The organism is Solwaraspora sp. WMMB335, from assembly GCF_049179075.1.
Lineage (GTDB): Bacteria > Actinomycetota > Actinomycetes > Mycobacteriales > Micromonosporaceae > Micromonospora_E.
This window is the reverse complement of sequence record NZ_JBMHMF010000001.1, coordinates 2056945-2080631: the sequence shown is the minus strand read 5'-3', so window position 1 is coordinate 2080631 and position 23687 is coordinate 2056945. Positions and strand designations below refer to the sequence as shown.

At 71.1% G+C, this 23687-nt stretch carries 16 protein-coding genes and 3 pseudogenes; 17 read left to right on the top strand and 2 right to left on the bottom strand.

Annotated elements, in window-relative coordinates; all coding sequences use genetic code 11:
- Positions 1-4: 4 nt before the first annotated feature.
- Positions 5-844: pseudogene (gene mutM / locus ACN27F_RS08680) on the top strand (bifunctional DNA-formamidopyrimidine glycosylase/DNA-(apurinic or apyrimidinic site) lyase); the annotation flags it as partial.
- A gap of 62 nt (positions 845-906) precedes the next feature.
- Here mutM and ACN27F_RS08675 read toward each other — a convergent pair.
- A complete protein-coding gene (locus tag ACN27F_RS08675) occupies positions 907-2343 on the bottom strand; it encodes a CAP domain-containing protein (RefSeq protein ID WP_421432226.1) in 1437 nt (478 codons plus the stop codon).
- A 463-nt stretch (positions 2344-2806) separates the two neighbouring features.
- On the opposite strand from ACN27F_RS08675, the gene ACN27F_RS08670 reads away from it, so the two are divergent.
- Both ACN27F_RS08670 and smc read left to right on the top strand, forming a co-directional pair.
- Positions 2807-3001 (top strand): hypothetical protein, encoded by a 195-nt coding sequence (locus ACN27F_RS08670; RefSeq protein WP_421432225.1) that lies wholly within the window; start codon positions 2807-2809, stop codon positions 2999-3001.
- 292 nt (positions 3002-3293) lie between these two features.
- Positions 3294-6869, top strand: a pseudogene (gene smc / locus ACN27F_RS08665) (chromosome segregation protein SMC); the annotation flags it as partial.
- A 49-nt stretch (positions 6870-6918) separates the two neighbouring features.
- Here the strand turns inward: smc and ACN27F_RS08660 are convergent.
- Positions 6919-8745 (bottom strand): annotated as a pseudogene (locus tag ACN27F_RS08660) (alkaline phosphatase D family protein); the annotation flags it as partial.
- Positions 8746-9024: 279 nt separating this feature from the next.
- Here ACN27F_RS08660 and ftsY point away from each other — a divergent pair.
- From ftsY to rplS, 14 genes are all read left to right on the top strand, one after another.
- On the top strand, positions 9025-10236 hold the full coding sequence (gene ftsY / locus ACN27F_RS08655) for a signal recognition particle-docking protein FtsY (protein WP_421432224.1): 1212 nt from the start codon (positions 9025-9027) through the stop codon (positions 10234-10236).
- A 6-nt stretch (positions 10237-10242) separates the two neighbouring features.
- Positions 10243-11076: an aminoglycoside phosphotransferase family protein gene (locus ACN27F_RS08650; RefSeq protein WP_421432223.1), complete on the top strand. Its 834-nt coding sequence runs from the start codon at positions 10243-10245 to the stop codon at positions 11074-11076.
- 249 nt (positions 11077-11325) lie between these two features.
- A complete protein-coding gene (locus ACN27F_RS08645; protein WP_421432221.1) occupies positions 11326-12690 on the top strand; it encodes an ammonium transporter in 1365 nt (454 codons plus the stop codon).
- Positions 12691-12714: 24 nt separating this feature from the next.
- On the top strand, positions 12715-13053 hold the full coding sequence (locus ACN27F_RS08640) for a P-II family nitrogen regulator (protein ID WP_421432219.1): 339 nt from the start codon (positions 12715-12717) through the stop codon (positions 13051-13053).
- Between the two features lie 19 nt (positions 13054-13072).
- On the top strand, positions 13073-15331 hold the full coding sequence (locus ACN27F_RS08635; RefSeq protein ID WP_421432218.1) for a [protein-PII] uridylyltransferase: 2259 nt from the start codon (positions 13073-13075) through the stop codon (positions 15329-15331).
- A 230-nt stretch (positions 15332-15561) separates the two neighbouring features.
- A complete protein-coding gene (gene ffh, locus ACN27F_RS08630) occupies positions 15562-17121 on the top strand; it encodes a signal recognition particle protein (RefSeq protein WP_421432217.1) in 1560 nt (519 codons plus the stop codon).
- Between the two features lie 8 nt (positions 17122-17129).
- Positions 17130-18221: an amidohydrolase family protein gene (locus ACN27F_RS08625; protein WP_421432216.1), complete on the top strand. Its 1092-nt coding sequence runs from the start codon at positions 17130-17132 to the stop codon at positions 18219-18221.
- A 135-nt stretch (positions 18222-18356) separates the two neighbouring features.
- Entirely contained in the window at positions 18357-19763 is a 1407-nt protein-coding gene (gene proS / locus ACN27F_RS08620) for a proline--tRNA ligase (RefSeq protein WP_421432215.1), read from the top strand.
- A 63-nt stretch (positions 19764-19826) separates the two neighbouring features.
- On the top strand, positions 19827-20477 hold the full coding sequence (locus ACN27F_RS08615; protein WP_421432214.1) for a DUF402 domain-containing protein: 651 nt from the start codon (positions 19827-19829) through the stop codon (positions 20475-20477).
- A gap of 228 nt (positions 20478-20705) precedes the next feature.
- Positions 20706-21182: a 30S ribosomal protein S16 gene (gene rpsP / locus ACN27F_RS08610; RefSeq protein ID WP_421432212.1), complete on the top strand. Its 477-nt coding sequence runs from the start codon at positions 20706-20708 to the stop codon at positions 21180-21182.
- Between the two features lies 1 nt (position 21183).
- The gene (locus ACN27F_RS08605) at positions 21184-21417 is read left to right on the top strand and encodes an RNA-binding protein (protein ID WP_421432210.1); all 234 of its coding nucleotides are present in this window, start codon (positions 21184-21186) and stop codon (positions 21415-21417) included.
- A 2-nt stretch (positions 21418-21419) separates the two neighbouring features.
- Positions 21420-22037 carry a ribosome maturation factor RimM gene (gene rimM / locus ACN27F_RS08600; RefSeq protein WP_421440056.1) on the top strand — a complete coding sequence of 206 codons (618 nt, stop codon included), beginning with the start codon at positions 21420-21422 and terminating at the stop codon, positions 22035-22037.
- 32 nt (positions 22038-22069) lie between these two features.
- The gene (gene trmD / locus ACN27F_RS08595) at positions 22070-22843 is read left to right on the top strand and encodes a tRNA (guanosine(37)-N1)-methyltransferase TrmD (RefSeq protein WP_421440054.1); all 774 of its coding nucleotides are present in this window, start codon (positions 22070-22072) and stop codon (positions 22841-22843) included.
- A gap of 185 nt (positions 22844-23028) precedes the next feature.
- Positions 23029-23385: a 50S ribosomal protein L19 gene (gene rplS, locus ACN27F_RS08590; protein ID WP_421432208.1), complete on the top strand. Its 357-nt coding sequence runs from the start codon at positions 23029-23031 to the stop codon at positions 23383-23385.
- Positions 23386-23687: the final 302 nt, after the last annotated feature.

Here is a 23687-nt window from a genome sequence, read left to right as displayed (position 1 = left end):
CGAAATGCCCGAGCTACCCGAGGTCGAGACGGTCCGGCAGGGCCTGGCCGGCTGGGTCGTCGGCCGCCGGTTCGCCGCCGTCGAGGTCCGACATCCACGTGCGGTACGCCGGCACGCGCCCGGGCCCGTCCATTTCGCCGCGGTGCTGGTAGACCGGAAGGTCCTGGACGTGTGCCGGCGCGGCAAGTACCTGTGGATGCCGCTGGACAGTGGCGACGCGATCGTCGGTCATCTCGGCATGTCCGGCCAGTTCCTGCTGCAACCGGCGACCGCCGGGGACGGACCGCATCTGCGGATCCGGTTCCGGTTCCGCGATGGCGATCCGGAACTACGTTTCGTCGATCAGCGTACGTTCGGCGGGTTGGCCGTCTCGGCCGGCGGCGCCGCGCTACCGGCGGAGATCGCGCACATCGCCCGGGATCCGCTCGATCCGGAATTCTCCGACCCGGCGTTCGTCGCCGCGGTGCGCCGGCGGCGTACCGAGATCAAGCGGGCGTTGCTCGACCAGTCGCTGATCTCCGGTATCGGCAACATCTACGCGGACGAGGCGCTGTGGCGGGCAAGGCTGCACGGCACCCGACCGACCGACCGGCTGACCGGACCGGCCATCACCCGACTGCTCGCCCACGTGCGCGACGTGCTGCGCGAGGCGATCGGACAGGGCGGCACCAGCTTCGACGCGCTGTACGTCGACGTCAACGGGGACAGCGGCTACTTCGACCGGTCGCTCAACGCGTACGGGCAGGAAGGGCGTCCGTGCCGGCGGTGTGGCGCGGCCATCCGTCGGGAGGCGTTCATGAACCGTTCATCGTTCAGCTGTCCCCGGTGCCAGCCGCGACCTCGTCCCGTCGCGGAGCCGGAAGTCCGGATCCGACAGCCGCAGCCTGGCACCGGGGGCAGGTCCAGTTACGCCACCGCGCCGAACATCTGAGTCCAGTAGAGCGTGCCGTCCGACGACCTCGCGGTGCCGACGCCCATCGCGACGGCGTCACAGTTGAGGATGTTGGCCCGATGGCCGGAGCTGTTCATCCAGCCCTCCATCACCGCTGCGGCGCTCGGGTAGCCGGCAGCCACGTTCTCGCCGATCGCCTGCTGGTAGCCGGCCCGTTCGGCGCGTTCCCACGGAGAGCTGCCGTCGCTGCCTTCGTGCGACATGGTGTTGTTGGCCGCCTGGTCCTCGCTGTGTAGCCGGGACGCCTCGGAGAGCCTGGCGTTGATGGTGACCGCCGCGCACCCGTTGGCGCCGCGTTCCTGGTTGACGATGGCCAGGACCTCTTGCTCGAACTGGTTGCCGCCGTCGCCGCCGCCGGAGGGCTCGGGCGCGGCAGCGGTTGTCGCCGGTGGCGGAGCCGCGGTGGTCCGCGATGGCTGCTGCGGTGTGCCGCCGCCGCTGCTCGGGGTCGGCTGCGTCGCGGTGGTCGGCGGCGGTGCCGGGCTTGGCGTCGGGGCAGGACCGAGGTCGAACCCGAGCACTTCGGGTTCGCCGATCTGCGGAGCGTCGGTCTCGTCGGATAGCCCCGACCGGTCCGCGGTGGTCTGTGGGCCGGCCGCCACCGTACCCGCCGGATCCGCCCCGGTGCCGGCGGCGTCGGTCAACCCGGACCGCAGCATGGCCACGCCGCCGCCGACGGTGACCAGCAGCACCGCCACCAGAGTGGCCAGCATGGCCGGACCAGGAGCCCGGCGACCACGACCGGTCCGCCCGGCGGACCTGTCCGCCTGCGCCGTGGCGGTCGCCGCCCGTCTGCGGGCGGCCCGGGTCGACGGCAGGGCGCTGGTCGGGTCCTCGCTACCCGGAGGCGGAAGCTCGGCAGCCCAGCCGTCGGTGCGCTCAGGCGGGAGCTCGGCAGCCCAGCCGTCGGTACCGTCCGCGTCGGCCGGATCCCGACCGTCGTAATCCCGGTACGAGTCCTGGTCCGGGTACGAGTCCTGGTCCGGGTACGAATCCGGCCGGCCGGCGTACTGGGTGGCATCCACGTAGTCGACGTCGTAACCGACGTCCCGGTGCGGACCCGAAACCTCTGGGCGCCACCGCCCGTGGTCGGGCCAGTTACCGGCCTGCGGACCGCTGTCCCAGGGTTCACCGTACGGCTGGGCGTCCTCGCCCCACTGCGAGCGATTGCTGTCCCACTGGGCGTGGTCGTCCCATTGCCGGTCGCCGGGGTACCCGACGTGGTCGGAAGCCTCGCCCGCGTGCCGCTCGGTGTCGAGATGATCACGCCACGAGCTCTGCCCGAGGCGGTCGGATTCCCGGTACGTGACCGGATGCTCGCCAGCGGGTGCTCCGAACGGTGGCGGGCTGCCCGGGCCGGGGGTATCGACCGGGTCGCTGCGCCGGTACAACGTCGGTTCCTCCGCCTGTGGTGGGCACGTGTGCGGTCCACGTGCCGGGATCGACGACAGACGGTGCTGCCTGCTCGCCGGGGCGCTCAGCCGGACGTGACGCTACGGTCGTGCGCGGCCGGCCGGCAACGCCTCTAAGGAACCCCGGCGATCACGCTAAGGAAGAGATAAGGCGGGTGCCAGGGGTTCTTCCGGTCCGGATGCCCGATCGCCCTGGTAGACGAGGTTGTTGTGACCTGTGCCGCAATTCTCGACCTATTCGTACCTTTTGAGACGAAGATTCTGTTGTAACGGTGGGGATCCTCGTCTGGTGGAACTTGACGAAGCGACGACTTCGGCGGACCATAAGAAGGTCGCCAGTCGCGCCCAGTCGCGCCCTCGCATGCCCGAGGGTTGGACAGTCGCGAGGATTCACGGGCGCGCGTTGGCCGGCCTTTCCGGCAGCGCATTACAAGGAGACGAAATGGCGAAGGCCCTCTACGGCCACGTTGGTGCAGCACCCGATCGGCGTCTGCTCGACGAGGTCACCCGATTGCGTGCCACGGTACAGGCACTGGAGTTCGAGATCACCCGGCTGCGGGCGGAGAACGATCGGCTCGCGGCGGCGGCCGCCGAGACCGACGGCCTGCTGCGGCTGGCTGAGCCTGCGCTCACCTGATCTCGGGGCGCCGGTCACGCCGGCGCCCACCGCCAGTGCATGAACTGACCGCACGCACCCACAGCGCGCCGACCACCACCCGTGGCGGCGCGCAGCTTTTTGTCCGCGCCCGGCCCCGGCCAGTGCCCTGCCGCCTGACCGGGTGGGCATCCTGGGGACCACCCGCTCGGGTGGCCGTGCGCCACCCGCGGCCGTGCGCCGAAACCGGTGGTCGTCGCGTCGACGAGTTAGCCTGTGCGGTACTGACCAGGACTGACGGCCGCCCGACGACCGTCGGACGAGGAATCGGACCGTGCATCTCAAGAGTTTGACGGTGAAGGGCTTCAAGTCGTTCGCCTCCGCCACCACCTTGAAGCTGGAACCGGGGATCACCTGCGTGGTCGGCCCCAACGGTTCCGGCAAGTCCAACGTCGTGGACGCCATCGCCTGGGTCCTCGGCGAGCAGGGCGCCAAGGCGCTACGCGGCGGCAAGATGGAAGACGTCATCTTCGCCGGCACCGCCGGCCGGGCACCTCTGGGCCGGGCCGAGGTGACCCTGACGATCGACAACACCGACGGCGCCCTGCCCATCGAGTACACCGAGGTGTCGATCACCCGGCGGATGTTCCGCTCCGGCGAGAGCGAATACGAGATCAACGGCAACTCCTGCCGGCTGCTCGACATCCAGGAACTGCTCTCCGACTCCGGCATCGGCCGGGAGATGCACGTCATCGTCGGCCAGGGCCAGCTCGACGCCGTACTGCACGCCAAGCCGGAGGACCGGCGAGCCTTCATCGAGGAGGCCGCCGGCGTGCTCAAGCACCGCAAGCGCAAGGAAAAGGCGTTGCGGAAGCTGACCGCCATGCAGACCAACCTGGACCGGCTCACCGACCTCACCGCCGAGCTACGACGCCAGCTCAAGCCGTTGGGTCGGCAGGCCGAGGTGGCCCGCCGGGCCGCCGGCATCCAGGCCGACCTGCGCGACGCCCGGCTGCGGCTGCTCGCCGACGACCTGAGCACCCTGCGCGCCACGCTGGACAAGGAGATCGCCGATGAGACGGCGCTGCGCCAGCGCCGCACCGAGGTGGAGGAAGAACACGCTGAGGTGCAGGTCCGCCTCGCCGAGCTGGAAGCCGCCCTGGCCTCTGACGCCCCGCTGCTGACCGCAGCGCAGGACACCTGGTACACCCTTTCCACCCTGCAGGAGCGGTTCCGCTCCACCGAGCAGCTCGCCGGCGAGCGGCTCCGGCACCTGTCCATGGTGCCCGACGACGAACGCCCCGGTCGCGACCCGGAGCAGCTGACCGCCGAAGCCGAACGGATTCGGGCTCAGGAGGAGGACCTGCGAGCCGCGCTCACCGAGGACCAGATCCGCCTCGCCGAGGCGGTGGAAGGCCGCCAGCAGCTGGAAGCGCAACTGGCGGAGGCCGAACGGGCGCTGGTCGTCGCCGCCAAAGCCATCGCCGACCGGCGCGAAGGGCTGGCCCGGCTGACCGGCCAGGTCAACTCGGCGCGGGCCCGTACCTCCAGCTCCGCCGAGGAGATCTCCCGGCTGACCGCCGCGCACGCCGACGCGCAGTCCCGGGCCGAGGCCGCCCAACTGGACCTGGACATGGCTGCCGAGCAGTCCACCGAGGCCGATCGGGACAACGCCGACCTGGACGCGCGGCACGCCGACGCGGTCGCCGCCCACGACGCCGCGGCCGCCCAGGTCCGGCAGCTGTCCGACGCCGAACGCCGGGCCGAGAAGGAGGCGGCGACCTGGCAGGCCCGGGAGGATGCGCTGGCCATGGGACTACGCCGGGCCGACGGCGCCGGTGCCCTGCTGGCCCGGGCCGACCAGGTGCCCGGCCTGCTCGGCAGCCTGGCCGGCATGCTCACCGTCGCGCCGGGCCATGAGGCGGCGCTCGCCGCCGCGCTCGGCTCGCTGGCCGATGCCGTCGCGGTCAGCGGCGTCGACGAGGCCGCCGAGGCGATGCGGCTGCTGAAGATTCAGGATTCCGGCCGGGCCAGCCTGCTGGTCGCCGGTGCGGCCGGGCCGGGGATGATCGGCTCCGCCGACGCGTTGCGCCCGGCGCTACCGTCGGGCGCCACCTGGGCACCTGACGTGATCACCTGCGTCGACCAGTTGCGCCCGGCGTTGCACTGGGCACTGCGCGACGTGATCCTGGTCGCCGACCTGGCGGGCGCCACCCGGGCGGTGGCGGACAATCCAGGGCTGCGGGCGGTCACCCCGGACGGGGACATCGTCGGGGTGTACGCCGCGGCCGGCGGCTCCGCCAAGGCGCCCAGCTTCATCGAGGTACAGGCGGCGGTCGAGGAAGCCCGCAGCAACCGGCTCACCGCCGAGACCACCGTCGCCGAGCTGCACGACCAGCTCGCCGCAGCCCGGGAAGCCGCGGCCACCGCCAAGGAACAGGTCACGCAGGCCGCCGCCGCCCGCCGGCAGGCCGAGGGCCAGCGCAACGCCGCCGCCCGCCGCCTCGCCGAGCTGGGCGCGGCCGCCCGCTCCGCGCGGGCGGAAGCGGAGCGGCTGGCCGCCTCCCGGGACAAGGCCGCGCAGGGCCGGGAACGCGACCTGGCTGCCCTGGCCGAGCTGGCGGAACGGCTGCGGCTGGCTGAGGCGACCCCGCTCGACGAGGATCCCTCGACGGCCGAACGCGACCAGCTCGCGGCGATGCTGCCGGGTGCCCGGCAGAACGAGATGGAGGTCCGGCTCGCGGTGCGGACCGCCGAGGAACGGGTTTCCTCGATATCCGGGCGGGCGGATTCGCTGCTGCGCCAGGCCGCGGCCGAGCGTGCCGCGCGGGAGCGGGCCGCGGCCCGTCGGGCGGCCCGGGCCAGGGGAGCGGCGATCGCCCGGGCGGTCACCGCCGGTGCCCGGCTCGCGCTCGCCCGGCTCGCCGAGTCCCTCGACGAAGCCGCGCACGCCCGCGACGAGATCGCCCGGTCCCGGGCCGCGCGTGAGGCCGAGTTGCAGGAGGTACGCGGCGCGGCCAAGCGGCTCGGCGCAGAGCTGGAACGGCTCACCAGCGCGGTGCACCGTGACGAGGTCGCCCGTGCCGAGCAGCGGTTGCGGATCGAGCAGCTGGAAGCGAAGGCGGCCGAGGACTTCTCGCTGGACGTCGAGACGCTGCTCGCCGAGTACGGCCCGCACCAGCCGGTCCCGCCGACCCAGGCGCAGGTTGCCGCCGCCACGGCCGACGGCAAGCCGGTGCCGGTGCCGGTGCCGTTCGACCGGGCGACCCAGGAGAAGCGGGCCGGCAAGGCGGAGCGGGAGTTGGCCCTGCTCGGCAAGGTCAACCCGCTGGCGCTGGAGGAGTTCGCGGCGCTGGAGGAACGCTACAAGTTTCTCTCCGACCAGCTGGAGGATCTCAAGGCCACCCGCAGGGACCTGCTCACCGTCGTCTCCGACGTCGACGAGCGCATCCTTGAGGTCTTCTCCAGTGCCTATGCCGACACCGCCCGCGAGTTCGAGGAGGTCTTCCGGGTGCTGTTCCCCGGCGGCGAGGGCCGGCTGGTGCTCACCGAGCCGGACGACCTGCTCACCACCGGGGTGGAGGTCGAGGCCCGGCCACCGGGCAAGAAGATCAAGCGACTGTCGCTGCTGTCCGGCGGCGAGCGGTCGTTGACCGCGGTGGCGATGCTGGTGGCGATCTTCCGGGCCCGGCCGAGCCCGTTCTACATCATGGACGAGGTCGAAGCCGCCCTCGACGACGTCAACCTGGGCCGGCTGATCACGCTGATGGCCCAGCTGCGGGACCGTAGCCAGTTGATCATCATCACCCACCAGAAGCGCACCATGGAGGTGGCGGACGCGTTGTACGGCGTGACCATGCGCAACGGCGTCACCCAGGTGATCAGCCAGCGGCTCAAGTCGGCCGACGACCGCCCGGCCGGTCGATCGCCGGCTCCGGCTCCGGAACCGGAGCCGACTCCCGGCCCGGATCAGCCGCAGGCCGTCGGCCCGGACCGACCGGCTGGTCCGTGACCGGCTGGTCGGTGACCGGCGCGGTGAGCCGGCGGCGGATCACTTCTCGTAACAGGCCGTCGGAGGTGGTGCCCTCCAGCACCACCTCCGCGGTGGCCCCGTCGTGCAGGAGGGTGCTCACCGCGTTCCCGAAGTACGGGCCGTCGAGCTTGCGCCACCGTACCGACGGTGCGGGCAGGCCCGCACCGCGCGCCAGCACGCGTACCGCCATGGCCGGCCCACGCCACCAGCCCAACCGCATCAGCGGCCGCATCACCGCGGGCACCTGGTTGTGGATCGGGGAACAGGTCAGCTGGTGCACCGGGGTGCGCACCTGGCCGGGCAGGCCGGCTCGGGCCACGTACGAGTGGTGCACGTCGCCGGAGACGACGCTGATCGAGGCCGGCGGCGGGTAGCTGGGGCCGGCCCCGACCCGCTCGGCCGTGGCGGTGGGCACGCCGGTGGCCGGCTCCCCGGGGGTACGCGGGCCGGAACCGATCCGGGTGAACAGGTGACCGAGGTCGTCGAAGGAACGCCGGAACGCGGCCCAGTGTTCGAGATCCACTCCTCGCCGTATCCACTCGGCGGCGGAGGCCACCCACCGGCGCGGCGACTCGGCGATCCGTTCGTTCCACGATTCCAGATGGTGGATGCCGGGCGGCAGCAGCCACGGCAGCGACGAGCCGACCACCAGATGCTCGTAGCGGCCGTGTACCCGGTCGGTGAACCAGGACCATTCGCCGGCCGGCAGCATGCTACGGGCACCTGGCCGCAGCACCCGGCTGCAGCGGTTGTCCAGCATGAGTACCCGGGTGTTGCCCACGTCCAGCGAATAGCTCCACTGGTACTGGGCCTGCGCCCAACGCCGCTGGTCATGGGCCACGTCGGACTCGGTGTCCACCCGCTCACCGAACTCGCGCAGCACATCGGTGGCGTCGTCGCCGGCGGCGACGACCGCCCGGTGAACCGGGTCGGCGGCGATCTCCGCCGGTGACAGGTTGCCCAGGTGCTGATAGACCCAGTACGACGCGAGCCCGCTGCTGATCCGTTCGGACCACCAGGCCTCGCGGCGCATGTCGGCGCGCCAGGCGGCGGAGGTGTTCCAGTCGTCGATGATCTCGTGGTCGTCGAAGATCATCACGCTGGGTACGGTCGACAGCAGCCAGCGGATCTCCGGGTCCCGCCACGACTCCAGATACAGCCGGGTGTATTCGGTGAAGCTGACCACCTGGTCGACCGGGGCGCCCGGAGGCCGGCCACGGTGCTTGCGCCGGCGCCGGAGAAACCGCCGGATCAGCGGTGAGGTCTCGTCCGCGTACACCTGGTCGCCGAGCAGCAGCAGCAGATCCGGCCAGGCGTCCCCGACCGGGTCCAGGTGCGCCAGCCGCCGGGCGTACGCGTCGAGCGCGTCCGGTGGCAGCCGCCGGGCGGTCGAGTGCTGGGTGGTCTCCCGGCACGAGCCGAACAGCAGGCGTACCGGCTGGTCGGTGTCGTCCGATCGGCGGGTCCGGATCACGCTCGCCGGGTACCGCGAGTCCGGTTCGGGCCAGACCCGCCGGTCGTCGAGGAACACCTGGTACCGGTCGACGCTTCCCGGTTGCAGCCCGTCGACGACGACGATCGCGTAGTGGTGACCGAACGCGCTGAACGTGTGGGCGCTTCCGGTCGCACCGTACTGGGTGTCGACCCGGACCGCGGCCGGCGCGCTGGTCTCGACCCAGACGGTCGCCCGCAGGCCGACGACGCGGCGCAACACCGGCCCGATCAGCAGCTCGGCGCCGTGCCGTCGCGACATGAACGACCTCCAAGGTGGCGGGGGGATGCCGCGCCCATTCTTACCCGTGGTGGCGATGCTTCCGACTGTGCTGACCTGTGCATCGGCTGAATTCCTGCCGTACGGGGTACGGCTGGGACTCCTGTGGCCGTACGTGGTCGGTTCTCTCCGGCGGTACGTGGCCGGTTCGCCCCGGCAGGTCGCGCCCCGGCCCTGGCGGCGACACTGTACCGGCCGGCCCGCCGGCCGAAGGCTGGCGGTGGGCGGGAAGTCGCGCCGGCCATCTGTCAGGATTTCCCCATGGATTACCTCGTCCTCGCCGCGATCCTGCTCGGCGTGCTGCTCCTGGCGGGCGTGGGGCTGCTGGTGCCCCGGCTGCGCCGGCAGCCGCCGTTGCCGCCGGCTCCACCGACCCAGCCGGGTGGTGGGCTGGAGCAGGAGCGCCCGCCCGTCGGCGAGGACGGCGAACGCACCGGCGGCGTGGTGATCGCCGAGCCGCCGCTGGCGCCACCGGCCGAGCCGGAGCAGGCACCGGCCGAGCCGGTCGCACCGGCGCCACCGGTGCTGGAGCGCCCCGAGCCGACCGCCGGGCGGCTGGTGCGGTTGCGCACCCGGCTGTCGCGCTCGCAGAGCCTGCTCGGCAAAGGGCTGCTGAGCCTGCTCTCCCGCGACCACCTCGACGAGGACGTGTGGGAGGAGATCGAGGAGAACCTGATCAGCGCCGACGTGGGCATCGACGCGACGGCGGAGATCGTCGACCGGTTGCGGGAGCGCACCCGGGTGCTCGGCACGCGTAGTGCGACGCAGCTGCGGACCCTGCTGTCCGAGGAGTTGGTCACCGCGCTCGATCCCCAGCTGGACCGGACACTGAATCTGACCGGCGAGCCCAGCGTCATCCTGGTGGTCGGAGTCAACGGCGCGGGCAAGACCACCACCTGCGGCAAGATCGGCCGAGTGCTGGTCGCGGACGGCCGCAGTGTGCTGCTCGGCGCGGCGGACACCTTCCGGGCCGCCGCCGCCGACCAGCTGACCACCTGGGCCTCCCGGGTGGGGGCCGAGGTCGTCCGGGGTCCGGAGGGAGCTGATCCGGCCAGTGTCGCCTTCGACGCGGTCAAGCGTGGGGTCGACACCAAGGTCGACGCGGTGTTGATCGACACTGCCGGCCGGTTGCAGAACAAGATCGGCCTGATGGACGAACTCGGCAAGGTCAAGCGGGTGGTCAGCAAGCACGGTCCGGTGCACGAGACACTGCTCGTGCTGGACGCTACCACCGGTCAGAATGGGTTGGAGCAGGCCCGTGTGTTCACCGATGCGGTCGAGGTCACCGGAGTGGTGCTGACCAAGCTCGACGGCACAGCCAAGGGAGGCATCGTCATCGCGGTGCAACGCAAGCTCGGCATCGCGGTCAAGCTGGTCGGTCTGGGCGAGGGGCCGGACGATCTCGCCCCGTTCGACCCGGCCCAGTTCGTCGACGCCCTGATGGGTGTCGAATCACGCGGAACGGATGCGTAGCCTCGGGTGATTAGTCGCGATCAGGGGTCACGTCGGCTCGGCAGACCGTACGTGACCCAGCAGGAGATCCCGCTGCGCGGCGGCAACGTGAGCACCGTGGTCCGGGTGGGCGACACGGTGCGGCGCAACGTCGGCCCGTGGACCCCGTCGGTGCACGCGCTGCTGCGACACCTGGAGTACGTCGGGTTCACCGGCTCGCCCCGCGCGCTCGGCATGGACGAACGCAACCGCGAGGTGTTGTCGTACGTCGAGGGTGAGTGCGGGGAGTATCCCCTGGCGCCGCATTGGGTCAGCGACGAGGCGTTGGTGACCGTGGCGACCATGTTGCGGATGTTCCATGACGCGCAGTACGGCTTTCGGCCGCAGCCCAACGCGGTCTGGCGCTCCTTCGGTCCGCCGCCGCCGGACACCGAGGTCATCTGCCATCACGACGCCGCACCGCACAACGTCATCTGGCGGCCGGACGGCACCCTCGCGCTGATCGACTTCGACCTGGCCTCGCCGGGTGCGCGGATCTACGACGTGGCGTACGCCGCGTGGACCTGGGTCCCGCTGTTCTCCGACCGGGACTCCTACACGCTCGGCTGGCAGCGCCCCGACCGGCCGCGCCGGCTGCGGCTGTTCGCCGACGCCTACGGGCTGATCCCGCGGGACCGGCACCGACTGGTCCGTACGATCCGCAAGCGGGTGGTCGACCACATCGAGGGCATCCGGCGGATGGCGGCGGCCGGTGATCCGGCGTTCGTGCGGATCGTGCACAAGGGGCACCTGCGCCGCCCGATGCGGGACCTGCGGTTGCTCGACTACGAGCGCCACATCCTGGAGTACGCGCTGCGCTAGAGCGTAATGACTGTCGGTAGTCTGGGTGGGCATCTGCGCCAGTTGGCACTGTCGATGAGACCAAGCCGCAAGGTTCTGTCGCTCTCCGGACAGTTGGCAGGGGCTATTCGGTTGATATGCCCCCGCCTGATCCGTGGATCGTGAAGTTTTCTTCACATGTTGGAAACAACCCGTCACGTGTTGGAAACCGCGTGGGCACCCTGTGTGAAACAGCAGCCCAGCAAGCTTCGCGCAACCGGCGAGCGGGCGATGCTGCCTCTTGGTGCCGGTTTTGTTTTCCAACTGAGAGGAGGCAGCGTGCCGGAACTAGATTCTGGTGCCACCGCCTGGATTTTGACTTCAGCCGCCCTGGTGTTGCTCATGACGCCCGGTTTGGCGCTGTTCTATGGTGGCATGACGCGGTCCAAGTCCGTGCTCAACATGATGATGATGAGCTTCGGGGCGATCGGCCTGGTCAGCCTGCTGTGGGTCTTCTACGGCTACAGCATCGCCTTCGGTGACGACGTCGCGGGCATCACGGGCAACCTGTCCTACGCTGGCCTGCGCGGCATGCTGGAGTCCGGCACCGAGGGCGGGATCCCGGACCTGCTCTTCGTCGCCTTCCAGATGATGTTCGCGGTCATCACCGTCGCCCTGATCAGCGGCGCGATCGCGGACCGGGCAAAGTTCGGTTCCTGGCTGCTCTTCGCCGGCCTGTGGGCCACCCTGGTCTACTTCCCGGTCGCGCACTGGGTCTGGGGCGGTGGCTGGATCTTCGAGCTCGGCGTCCTCGACTTCGCCGGTGGTACCGCGGTGCACATCAACGCCGGTGCCGCGGCGCTGGCGCTGGCGCTGGTCCTCGGCAGACGGGTCGGCTGGCCCAAGGACAAGTTCAAGCCGCACAACCTGCCGATGGTGCTGCTCGGCGCCGGCCTGCTGTGGTTCGGCTGGTTCGGGTTCAACGCCGGCTCGGCCGTGGCCGCCAACGGCGCGGCGTCGGTCGCCTTCATCAACACCCAGGTGGCCACCGCCGCCGCGGTCCTCGGCTGGATCGTGGTCGAGTGGCTGCGTGACGGCAAGCCGACCACCCTCGGTGCCGCCTCCGGTGCCATCGCCGGTCTGGTCGGCATCACCCCGGCCTGTGCCTTCCTCGAGCCGCTCGGTGCCATCGCGCTCGGCATCATCGCCGGTGTCGTCTGCGCGCTGGCCGTCGGCCTGAAGTACAAGCTCAAGTACGACGACTCGCTCGACGTGGTCGCCGTACACATGGTCGGCGGCATCATCGGCTCGCTGCTGATCGGTTTCCTGGCCGTCGAGGTCCTGGCCGGCGAGGGCAACGCCGGTCTGGTCTACGGTGGCGGAATCGACCTGCTCGGCCTGCAGGCCATCGGTGTGGTCGCGGTCCTCGTCTACTCGTTCGTGGTGGCGTACATCATCGGTTTCGCGATCGAGAAGACCATCGGCTTCCGGGCCAGCACCGAGACCGAGGTCGAGGGCATCGACACCGCCGAGCACGCGGAGACCGCGTACGAGTTCGGCAGCAGCACGGGTGGCGGGTTCGCCTCCGCCGGCATCGGGAAGGCGCCCGCCGCATCGGGCGAATCCGCTCCGGTCAGCGAGAAGGTCGCCGGTTAACGTTCCCTGATGGAGGGGTTAGACATGAAGCTGGTGACTGCGGTCATCAAGCCGTACCAGCTCGACGCGGTCAAGGAGGCCCTGCACGCCCTGGGCGTAGCCGGCCTGACCGTGAGCGAGGTCCAGGGGTACGGACGGCAGAAGGGGCACACCGAGGTGTACCGGGGTGCCGAGTACACCGTGGAGTTCCTGCCGAAGATCCGGATCGAGATCCTGACCGACGAGATCGACGTCGAGAAGGTCGTCGACGCGGTGGTCACCGCGGCTCGGACCGGGAAGATCGGCGACGGGAAGGTCTGGGTGACGGCCGTCGAGGACGTTATCCGGGTCCGTACCGGTGAGCGCGGTCTCGACGCGCTCTGAGCCGCCCGCAGGAGAGTAGATGGTCGACGGAGTCGGGGTCCGGCAACAGCACGCGGCCGGCCCCGGCCCGTCACTGTCGATGGGCATCGGCGCCGCCGCACGCGTGGAGCGTGCGGCGGCGCTCGACGTCTGGCTGACCAGACTGATGCCGGCCGGAATCAGTGGGATAGCCCTGGTCGCGGTCGGCGGCCTCGGGCGGCTGCAGTGCTCCCCGTACAGTGATTTGGATCTGGTCCTGCTGCACCGGGGGGTACCCGGCATGGACGAGCTGGCGGCCCGGATCTGGTACCCGATCTGGGACGCGCGCCTCGGGCTGGACCACTCGGTACGTACCCTTCCGGAGGCCCTGTCGGTCGCGCACGACGACGTCAAGGTCGCGCTCGGCCTGCTGGACGCCCGGCACGTCGCCGGAGACCGGGACCTCACCGCCGCCCTGCAGGTCGCCGCGACCGACCAGTGGCGGCGGACCGCGTTGCGGCAGTTGCCGGTGCTGCGCGAAATCACCGAGGCCCGCTGGCGCACCCACGGCGAGCTGGCCTTCCTGCTCGAAGGCGATCTGAAGGAAGCTGCCGGCGGCCTGCGTGACGTCGGGATCCTGCGAAGTATCGCCCTCGCCGGCATCGCCGACAGCATGCGTCCCGCCGCCCGTGCGGCCCACCTGCGGCTGCTGGACACCCGCGACGCCCTGCACGTGGCCGTCGGCCGTCGGGTCGACCGTCTGGTCGCCCAGGAACGGGCGACCGTGGCCCGGCTGCTCGACCTCGACGATCCGGAGGCCCTGCTGCGTCGGGTCGCCTCCGACGCCCGGACCATCGCGCACGCCCTCGACGACGGCTGGCGCAGCGCCGAGCGACTGCGCTCCGGCCTGCGGCGCAGCGGTGCCGCTCCGCCGGTACGCCGTCCGGTCGCCCGCGACGTGGTCGAGCACGACGGGGAGCTGGTGCTCGCCCGGGCCGCGATCGGTGCCCGGCCCGATCCGAGCCTGTCGCTGCGGGTCGCCGCGGCGGCGGCCACCAGTCGGCTGCCGATCGCCCGGGCCACCTGCGAGTGGCTCGCCGCGTACTGCCCGCCGCTGCCGGCCCCGTGGCCGGACGCGGCCCGGGCGGCGCTGGTGACCCTGCTCGGCGCCGGTCCTCATCTGGTGCCCACCTGGGAGACCTGCGACCGGTACGGGCTGGTCGACGGCTGGCTGCCGGAGTGGCCCCGGATGCGCAGCCTGCCGCAGCACAACCCGGTGCACCGGTTCACCCTGGACCGTCACCTGGTGCAGGCGGCGCAGGAAGCCACCGCGTACACGCGCGAGGTGGACCGGCCGGACCTGCTGCTGCTCGGGGCGTTCCTGCACGATGTGGGCAAGGGGCTGCCCGGCGACCACAGTGCCGTCGGGGCGCCGATCGCCGCCCGGATCGCCGCCCGGGTGGGTCTGCCACCCGCCGACGTCGCGGTGATCGAGAAGATGGTCCGGTTGCACCTGCTGCTGCCGGAGGTGGCGACCCGCCGGGACCTCAGCGATCCGGTGACCATCTCCGGGGTGGCCGAGGCGGTCGGCGACACCACCACGCTGAGCCTGCTGCATGGCCTGGCTCGGGCGGACGCGCTGGCCACCGGACCGGCCGCCTGGTCGGGCTGGAAGGGCCGGCTGATCGCAGAACTGGTCCGTCGGGTGCACACCGCGCTGGATACCGGCGTGCTGCCCGATCCGCCACGGCCCGATCCGGCGCTGGTCGCCGGCCCGTTGCCGGCGGTGCACATCGACGGGGAGGACCGGGTGGCGGTGGCCGCCGCCGACCGGCGCGGGCTGCTCGCGGCGGTCGCCGGGGTGCTGGCGTTGCACCGGCTCGACGTACTCACCGCGGACGCCTCCCTGGTCGACGGGCGGGCGCTGGTGGAGTTCCGGGTGCAGCCCCGTTACGGTACGCCGCCGGACAGCATCGCCCTCGCCGCCGACCTGCGGCGGGCGGTGACCGGTGACGTGTCGGTGGTCCAGCGGCTGCGGGGTCGGGTGCTGGCCGGTCGCCGTGGCGGGGCCGAGCCCCGGGTCGTCTGGCTCCGGGCGGCCGCCACCGATGCCGTGGTGCTGGAGCTACGGGCGGCCGACTCGGCCGGGCTGCTCTACCGGGTGACCAGCGCACTGGACGAGGCCGGGGCGCAGGTCCGGGCGGCCCGGATCTCGACTCTCGGCGGCGACGTGGTGGACGCCTTCTACCTGGTCGGAGGCTGGCCGGACGATGCCGAGCGGGACCGGTTCGCCGCAGCCGTCCTCGCCGCCGCCGGCTGACGCCCCCGGTCCCGACCTCCCCGCTGTCCGACGATCTTGGACCGGCCGTGAGGATTGTCCGTTCTATTCCGCGATAAGTCCAAGATCGCCGGGTTGGTGGAGTGGCGGCGGCGGGTCGTCGGGTCGACGGTTACGCTTGCGAGGTCGGGGGTGCCGGGTCTCGGGGGTGCCGTGTCACCCGCTGCCGCTGCGAGTTGACCCTGCCGGATCGACATACGGGAAGTTTCGTCGTGTTTGACACTTTGAGTGATCGACTGTCCGGGATCTTCGGCAAGCTCCGGGGCAAGGGTCGGCTCACCGACGCCGACATCGACGCGACCGCTCGGGAGATCCGGCTCGCGCTGTTGGAGGCCGATGTCGCCCTGCCGGTGGTGAAGTCGTTCATCTTCCGGGTGAAGGAACGGGCCCGCGGTTCGGAGGTCTCCCAGGCGCTCAACCCGGCCCAGCAGGTCATCAAGATCGTGCACGAGGAGTTGGTCGCCGTCCTCGGCGGCGAGCAACGTCGGCTGCAGTTCGCCAAGCAGCCACCGACCGTGCTCATGCTGGCCGGCCTGCAAGGTTCCGGAAAGACCACGCTCGCCGGCAAACTCGCCCGCTGGCTGAGGTCGCAGGGCCACCAGCCGCTGCTGGTCGCCGCCGACCTGCAGCGTCCCAACGCGGTCGGCCAGCTGCAGGTACTCGGCGGTCAGGCCGGTGTCGAGGTCTTCGCCCCGGAGCCGGGCAACGGGGTCGGTGACCCGGTCGCCGTCGCCACCGCCTCGATCGAGCACGCCCGGCGTTCGGCCCGCGACATCGTCATCGTCGACACCGCCGGCCGGCTCGGCATCGACGCCGAGATGATGGCCCAGGCGGCGGCGATCCGTGACGCGGTCGACCCGGACGAGGTCATCTTCGTCATCGACGCGATGGTCGGCCAGGACGCGGTGCGCACCGCCGAGGCGTTCCGTGACGGGGTCGGCATCACCGGTGTGGTGCTCTCCAAGCTCGACGGCGATGCCCGCGGCGGTGCCGCGCTGTCCGTACGGCAGGTCACCGGACAGCCGATCCTGTTCGCCTCTACCGGCGAGAAGCTCGCCGACTTCGACGTCTTCCATCCGGACCGGATGGCCAGCCGGATCCTCGGCATGGGCGACGTGCTCACCCTGATCGAGCAGGCCGAGCAGGCCTTCGACGCCGATCAGAAGGAGAAGATGGCCGCCAAGCTGATGGGCGGCGAGCAGTTCACCCTGGAGGACTTCCTCGACCAGCTGATCGCGGTGCGGCGGATGGGGCCGATCGCCAACGTGCTGGCCATGATGCCCGGCATGGGGCAGATGAAGGACCAGCTGGCCGAGGTCGACGACAAGCACTTCGACAAGGTCACCGCGATCATCCGCTCGATGACGCCGGGCGAACGAACCAATCCCAAGATCATCAACGGCTCCCGGCGGGCGCGGATCGCGGGCGGCTCCGGGGTCACCGTGATGGACGTCAACCAGCTGCTCAACCGCTTCGCCGAGGCGCAGAAGATGATGAAGCAGATGGGCGGGATGATGGGTCTGCCCGGCGGTGGCGGCCGACGCAAGGCGACCAAGTCGCCGAAGAACAAGCGCAAGGGTGCCAAGGGCGGCCGCGGTGGCGGTGCCCGCCAACGTACCGGTGGGATGCCGGCTGGCTTCCCCGGCGGCGGCATGCCGCAGCTGCCACCCGGCTTCGACCCCAACGCGCTCGGCGGCGGCGACGGACTGCCGCCCGGAGTCAAGCTGCCCAAGCTGGACTTCAACAAGCTGACCAAGCGGGAGAAGGACTGAGTACCGCGGTGACCGTACCGGCCGCGCTACACGTGCGCGGCGTCGTGCTGCCCGAGGACCAGACCCGCGACCTCTGGCTGGTCGGCGACCGGGTGACGCTGACCCCGGTGCCCGGGGCGACCACCGTGGTCGACGGCGGGTTCATCCTGCCGGGCCTGGTCGACGCGCACTGCCACCTCGGCATCGCCTACGGCGGCCGGTCGATCGACTCGCTCGACGAGGCACGGGTGCACGCCCGCGTCGACCGGGACACCGGCGTGCTCGCGCTGCGCGACGCCGGTTCGCCGTACCCGTATCCGGAGCTGGACGACGAGCCGGACCTGCCCCGGCTGGCCCGCGCCGGGCGACATATCGCGCCGCCCCGGCGGTACCTGCGCGACATCGGGGTCGAGGTGCCGGCGGAGCAGCTGCGCGACACGGTCACCGAACAGGCCAAGGCGGGCAACGGCTGGGTCAAGCTGGTCGGCGACTGGATCGAACGCTCCGCCGGTGATCTGGCCCCGGCGTGGGACCCGGCGGCGATGACCGACGCGGTCCGTGCCGCCCACGACGCCGGCGTCCGGATCGCTGTGCACACCTTCGACGAGACCGCGGTCGAGATCATGGTCCGGGCCGGGGTCGACTCGGTCGAACACGGCACCGGGCTGCGCCTGGACCTGATCGACGAGATGGCCCGGCGGCGGATCGCGCTCGTTCCGACAATGATCAACATCGCCACCTTCGGCAGCATCGCCGACCGGGCCCGGGAGAAGTTCCCCCGGTACGCCGCACACATGCTCGCCCTGCGCGACGGGTTCCCCGAGGTGGTCCGGGCCGCGCACCAGGCCGGGGTGCCGATCTTCGTGGGCACCGACGCCGGCGGCGGAATCGTCCACGGCCGGGCCGCCGACGAGATGCTCGCCCTGCACACCCGGGCCGGGCTGCCGGCCGAGGCGGTGCTGGCCGCCGCCAGCTGGGGCGCCCGGGACTGGCTCGGGCTCCCCGGGCTGGTCGAGGGCGGGCTGGCCGACCTGGTCGCCTACCCGGCGGACCCGCGTGCCGACCTGCGGGTGGTCCGGGCCCCGCAGCGGATCATCCTGCGTGGGCGGGTCGTGTACTGACCGCGCCTGTCCGGGTCGGGTACTGACCGCGCCTGTCCGGGTCGGGTACTGACCGCCGGGTGGGCGCGGCCAACGGCGACCGTCGCGGGCGGGTCGGGTACCGACCGTTCCGGCGGGCGCATAGGATGTCCGGTCATGGCCCGCGTGCTCACACCCCGTGCGGAGGACTTCCCCCGCTGGTACCAGGATCTGATCGCCAAGGCGCAGCTCGCCGAGAACGGCCCGGTGCGCGGGACCATGGTGATCCGACCGACCGGGTACGCCATCTGGGAGCGGATGCAGTCCGAGATGGACACCCGGATCAAGGCGGCCGGAGCGGAGAACGCCTACTTTCCGCTGTTCATTCCGGAAAGCTACCTGCGTCGGGAAGCCGAGCACGTGGAGGGCTTCTCCCCGGAGCTCGCCGTGGTCACCCATGGCGGCGGTAAACAGCTCGCCGAGCCGGTGGTGGTCCGCCCGACCAGCGAGACGGTGATCGGCGAGTTCATGGCCAAGTGGGTGGATTCCTACCGGGACCTGCCGCTGCTGCTCAACCAGTGGGCCAACGTCGTGCGGTGGGAGCTGCGCCCCCGGGTCTTCCTTCGTACCAGTGAGTTCCTCTGGCAGGAGGGGCACACCGCGCACGCCGACTACGCGGACGCGCGTGCCTACGCCCGGCGCATCCTGCACGAGGTGTACGAGGACTTCATGGTCAACGTACTGGCCATCCCGGTCATCGTCGGGCGCAAGACCGCCGGTGAGCGATTCGCCGGCGCGACCAGCACGTACACCCTCGAAGGAATGATGGGCGACGGCAAGGCGCTGCAGTTGGGCACCTCGCACGAGCTGGGCCAGAACTTCGCCCGGGCCTTCGACATCACCTACACCTCGGCGCAGCGTACGGTGGAGCACGCCTGGACCACCTCATGGGGGGTCTCCACCCGGATGCTCGGCGGGCTGATCATGGTGCACGGCGACGACGCCGGACTGCGGGTGCCGCCGAGGCTGGCGCCGGTCCAGGCGTACGTCATGGTGGTCAAGGACGGCGACGGGGTCGGTGCGGCGGCGGCCAAGCTGCGCGACGCGCTGCGCGACGCCGGAGTCCGGGTGGCCCTCGACGACCGGGTGGACACCCCGTTCGGCCGCCGGGCGGTCGACGCCGAGCTCAAGGGCTATCCGGTACGCGTCGAGGTCGGACCACGCGATCTCGCCGTCGGCAACGCGGTGCTGGTCCGGCGTACCGACGGATCGAAGACCGCGGTGCCGGTGGCGGATGTGGTCGGCGCGGTACGCGGCGCGCTCGACGCCGATCAGCAGGCGCTGTACCAGCAGGCACAGGCGCTGCGCGAGTCGCGTACGGTCGAGGTGGCCGGCTTGGCCGACGCGATCGCCGCGACCGTCGACGGCTGGGCCCGGGTCCCCTGGTCGGCGGTGGGCACGGCCGGCGAGGCCGAGGCCAACGCCCAAGGCGTGACGGTCCGTTGCCTGCAGCGGCCGGACGGCACGGTGCCGGACAGCGACGACGAGCCCGACCTTGTCGCGGTGCTGGCCCGCGCGTACTGACAGATCGTCCCACCGCATCGGCACGGTTGTCGTCGTTGAGCACGGTGAGCGAAAGGGATGACGATGCGGTTCCGACCAGGTCAGTTGATCATGCACCGGAACGTGCGCCGGGGACGCATCGGCTGGGTGCGTCCCGCCCGGGTGGTCGCCGACGACGAACGAGGGCTGCTGGTCTGGGTCGACCGCGGCAGTCCGGTGACCAACGAGGTCGCCGACGACGGCCGGGGTATGCGGGCGATGCCGTTCACCGAGTGGATCACCCGGTCGTACCGGATCAAGCACGGTTTCTGGCTCGGCCCGCCGGTGCTGAAGTTCATGCCGGCCGGCGCGGCGCACTCGGTGTGGTGGTTCCGCGATGACGACGGGAAGTTCCTCAACTGGTACGTCAACCTTGAGGAACCGGGTGTGCGCTGGGCCGACGACGGCCTTACCGGGATCGACGTCGTCGATCAGGATCTGGACGTGATCGTGCGTCCGGACCGCAGCTGGGCGTGGAAGGACGAGGAGGAGTTCGTCGAGCGCCTCGCGTTCCCGCAGCACTACTGGGTATCCGACCCGGCTGCGGTGCGTGCCGAAGGCAGGCGGGTGATCAAGCTCGCGGAGGCGGGTGACTTTCCGTTCGACGGCACCTGGTGCGACTTCCAACCGGACCCCGCGTGGACGCCACCGACCGAGCTGCCGTCGGGCTGGGACCGCCCGCCGGTGGCCGGCTGACGGCCGGCCTCGCGGCCAACGTGGCCCGGTGGGCCCTCCGGTTGTGGCGATACGCGGCCGGTCTGGCACAATAGTGTGTTGGTATCCGGTGCGTGTCCGGCGCCCTCTACCCGGGCACGTCGCCAGTCCACCCGAGCTGCCTCTGGCCCAACCCCACTGTGCCGGTCGGCGTTCACCCGCGCACCGCCCTCGGGGGTCGGTGAAGATCGCAACAGGAGCGAACAAACCGTGGCCGTAAAGATCCGGCTTCTGCGGATGGGCAAGATCCGCAACCCGCAGTACCGCATTGTCGTCGCCGACGCGCGTACCAAGCGCGACGGGCGGGCGATCGAGTTTGTCGGGATCTACCACCCGAAGGAGAACCCGTCGGTCATCGAGGTCACCTCGGACCGCGTCCAGTACTGGCTCTCGGTCGGTGCCCAGCCGAGCGAGGCTGTCCAGCGGCTGCTGGAAAAGACCGGTGACTGGCAGAAGTTCAAGGGCCTGCCGGCGCCGGAACCGCTGCAGGTCGCCCCCGAGCGGGCGGACCGCAAGGCGGCCTACGAGGCCGAGGCGAAGGCGGTGGCCGGCATCGCCGACACTCCCACCAAGCCGGCCAAGAAGGTCGAGAAGGTCGAGAAGGCCGAAAAGAAGGCGGAGCCCGCTGCCGAGGCGCCGGCCCAGACCGAGGAGCCCGCCGGTGCCGGCTCCGGCGAGCAGTCCTGACATGGTTCTCCGGCCCGCGCTGGAGCATCTGGTCAAGGGAATCGTCACGCATCCTGACGACGTACGAGTCCGGTTGATCGACTCGCGCCGGGGCAAGCGTCTGGAAGTGCGGGTGCACCCGGAGGATCTCGGCACGGTCATCGGCCGAGGTGGTCGGACCGCCAAGGCGTTGCGCCAGGTGATCGGGTCGATCGGCGGCCGGGGTGTCCGCGTCGACATCGTCGACTCGTACTGATGCTGCTCATCGTCGGCCGGATCGGCCGGCCGCACGGCATCCGTGGCGAGGTCACTGTCGAGGTACGGACCGACGAGCCGGAGGCCCGCTTCGTCGCCGGATCGGTGTTGATCACCGATCCGGCGGCGGTACCGGCGGTCACCAATCCAGCGGTGGCCGATGCCTCGTCCACCGCCGTGCGGCGCGACGAATCGCCGTCGCGGGAGGCTCTGCCGGCCGGTGCGGTCCGGGTACGGGTGCCCGACAGCTTGACCGTCGAGTCGGTCCGCTGGCATCAGGGCCGGCCGCTGGTGCAGTTCGTCGGCGTCGCCGACCGTGACGTGGCGGAAACCCTGCGGGGGGTCCTGCTCTGTGTCGAGAGCAGCGAGGTCGACGATCCGGCGGACCCGGACGAGTACCGGGACCACCAGTTGATCGGCCTGACCGCGGTGTCCCCGGCGGGGGACTCGCTGGGAGAGATCACCCGGATCGATCACGCACCAGCGTCCGACCTGCTGGTGCTGAGCCGCCCCGGCGGCGGTACCGCACTGGTGCCGTTCGTCCGCGCGATCGTGCCGGAGGTGGACCTGGCGGGCGGTCGTATCGTGGTGGACGCTCCGGCCGGCTTGTTCGATCTGTGAGCGAGCCGATGAGCGCGGAGATGCCGCCCACCTTGCAGGTCGACGTCGTCACGATCTTCCCCGAGTACTTCGCCCCGCTGGAGCTGTCCCTGATCGGGCGGGCCTGCCGGGCGGGGCTACTCGGCGTGGATCTACACGATCTGCGTCGATGGACCCACGACGTGCACCGTACGGTGGACGACACCCCGTACGGCGGTGGCGCGGGCATGGTCATGCGCCCTGAGCCGTGGGGTGCCGCGCTGGACGAGTTGACCGGTCCGGAGCGCACGCCGGCCCGGCTGGTGGTGCCCACCCCGGTGGGCGAACCGTTCACCCAGCCGCTGGCGCAGCGGTTCGCCGCCGAGCCGCGACTGGTCTTCGCCTGTGGCCGCTACGAGGGCATCGACCAGCGGGTGATCGATCACGCGGCGGGCCGGATGCCGGTGAGCGAGGTCTCCCTCGGCGATTTCGTGATCTTCGGCGGTGAGGCGGCCGTGCTGGTCATCCTGGAAGCGGTGACCCGGCTGTTGCCCGGAGTGCTGGGCAACGCCGGCTCGCTCGACGAGGAGTCGCATGCGGACGGGCTGCTGGAGGCGCCGGTCTACACCAAGCCACCGCACTGGCGTGGTCACGAGGTGCCGGCGGTGCTGCGATCCGGTGACCACGGCCGGGTGGCCCGCTGGCGCCGGGACCAGGCACTGCTGCGTACCGCAGCCCGACGGCCGGATCTGATCGCCAGGTTGTCGACCGACAATTTGGATAAAGAAGACATTGCGCTGCTGACGGCGGCCGGATTTCAAATCCCGGCCGGTGATATGGCAGAGTAGTGGGGTTGCCGCAGACGGGCGAGCGCGTCCGGCTGCGAGGATCCCGCCAGCCACGGGGTCCGGCCGAGCCCAGTGGACCCGCCGACAGGGTGGAACCGCTGGTGCACGGGACCTGACGGTGGGATCAGAATCATCCATCCGCGCACCAGGAGACGGTGCGCCTTGAGTAGCCCAAGGATGCAGCGATGAACACGCTGGACGCGCTCGACGCCCAGTCGCAGCGGACCGACCTCCCGGAGTTCCGAGCCGGTGACACGCTCAAGGTGCACGCTCGGGTCGTCGAAGGCGCCCGTTCCCGGGTCCAGATCTTCCAGGGCGTGGTGATCCGCCGTCAGGGCGCGGGCCTGCGGGAGACCTTCACCGTGCGCAAGGTGAGCTTTGGCGTCGGAGTCGAGCGGACCTACCCGGTCAACAGCCCGGCGATCGACCGGATCGAGATGGTGACCCGTGGTGACGTCCGCCGCGCCAAGCTCTACTACCTGCGCGATCTGCGTGGTAAGGCCGCCAAGATCAAGGAAAAGCGGGAGAAGCAGGTCAGTTGACCCGGATCCTCCCGATTCCCGGTTGAAACCTCCCGGATCCCGATTCGAGGACTGCCGCTGGCGGCTCGGGCCAACTACCCTTGCGGTAGTGACCGATGGGGAGCGCTACATCCGCGGCATCCGCTGCGGCGGCGGGCGGCAGCCGAGCACCCGTTCGTGGCGCCTGACAAGAGGCGCCGTGGGCGGTAGCGCCATGTCCCGGGACCGGGGAGATGCGTAGCGTGTATCCAACCGAAGACGTGGAGTCTTGGCAGCGGCGCGGTCCGGCGTCGGAGCGCGCCGAGCGTGGCCGGCGACAGGGT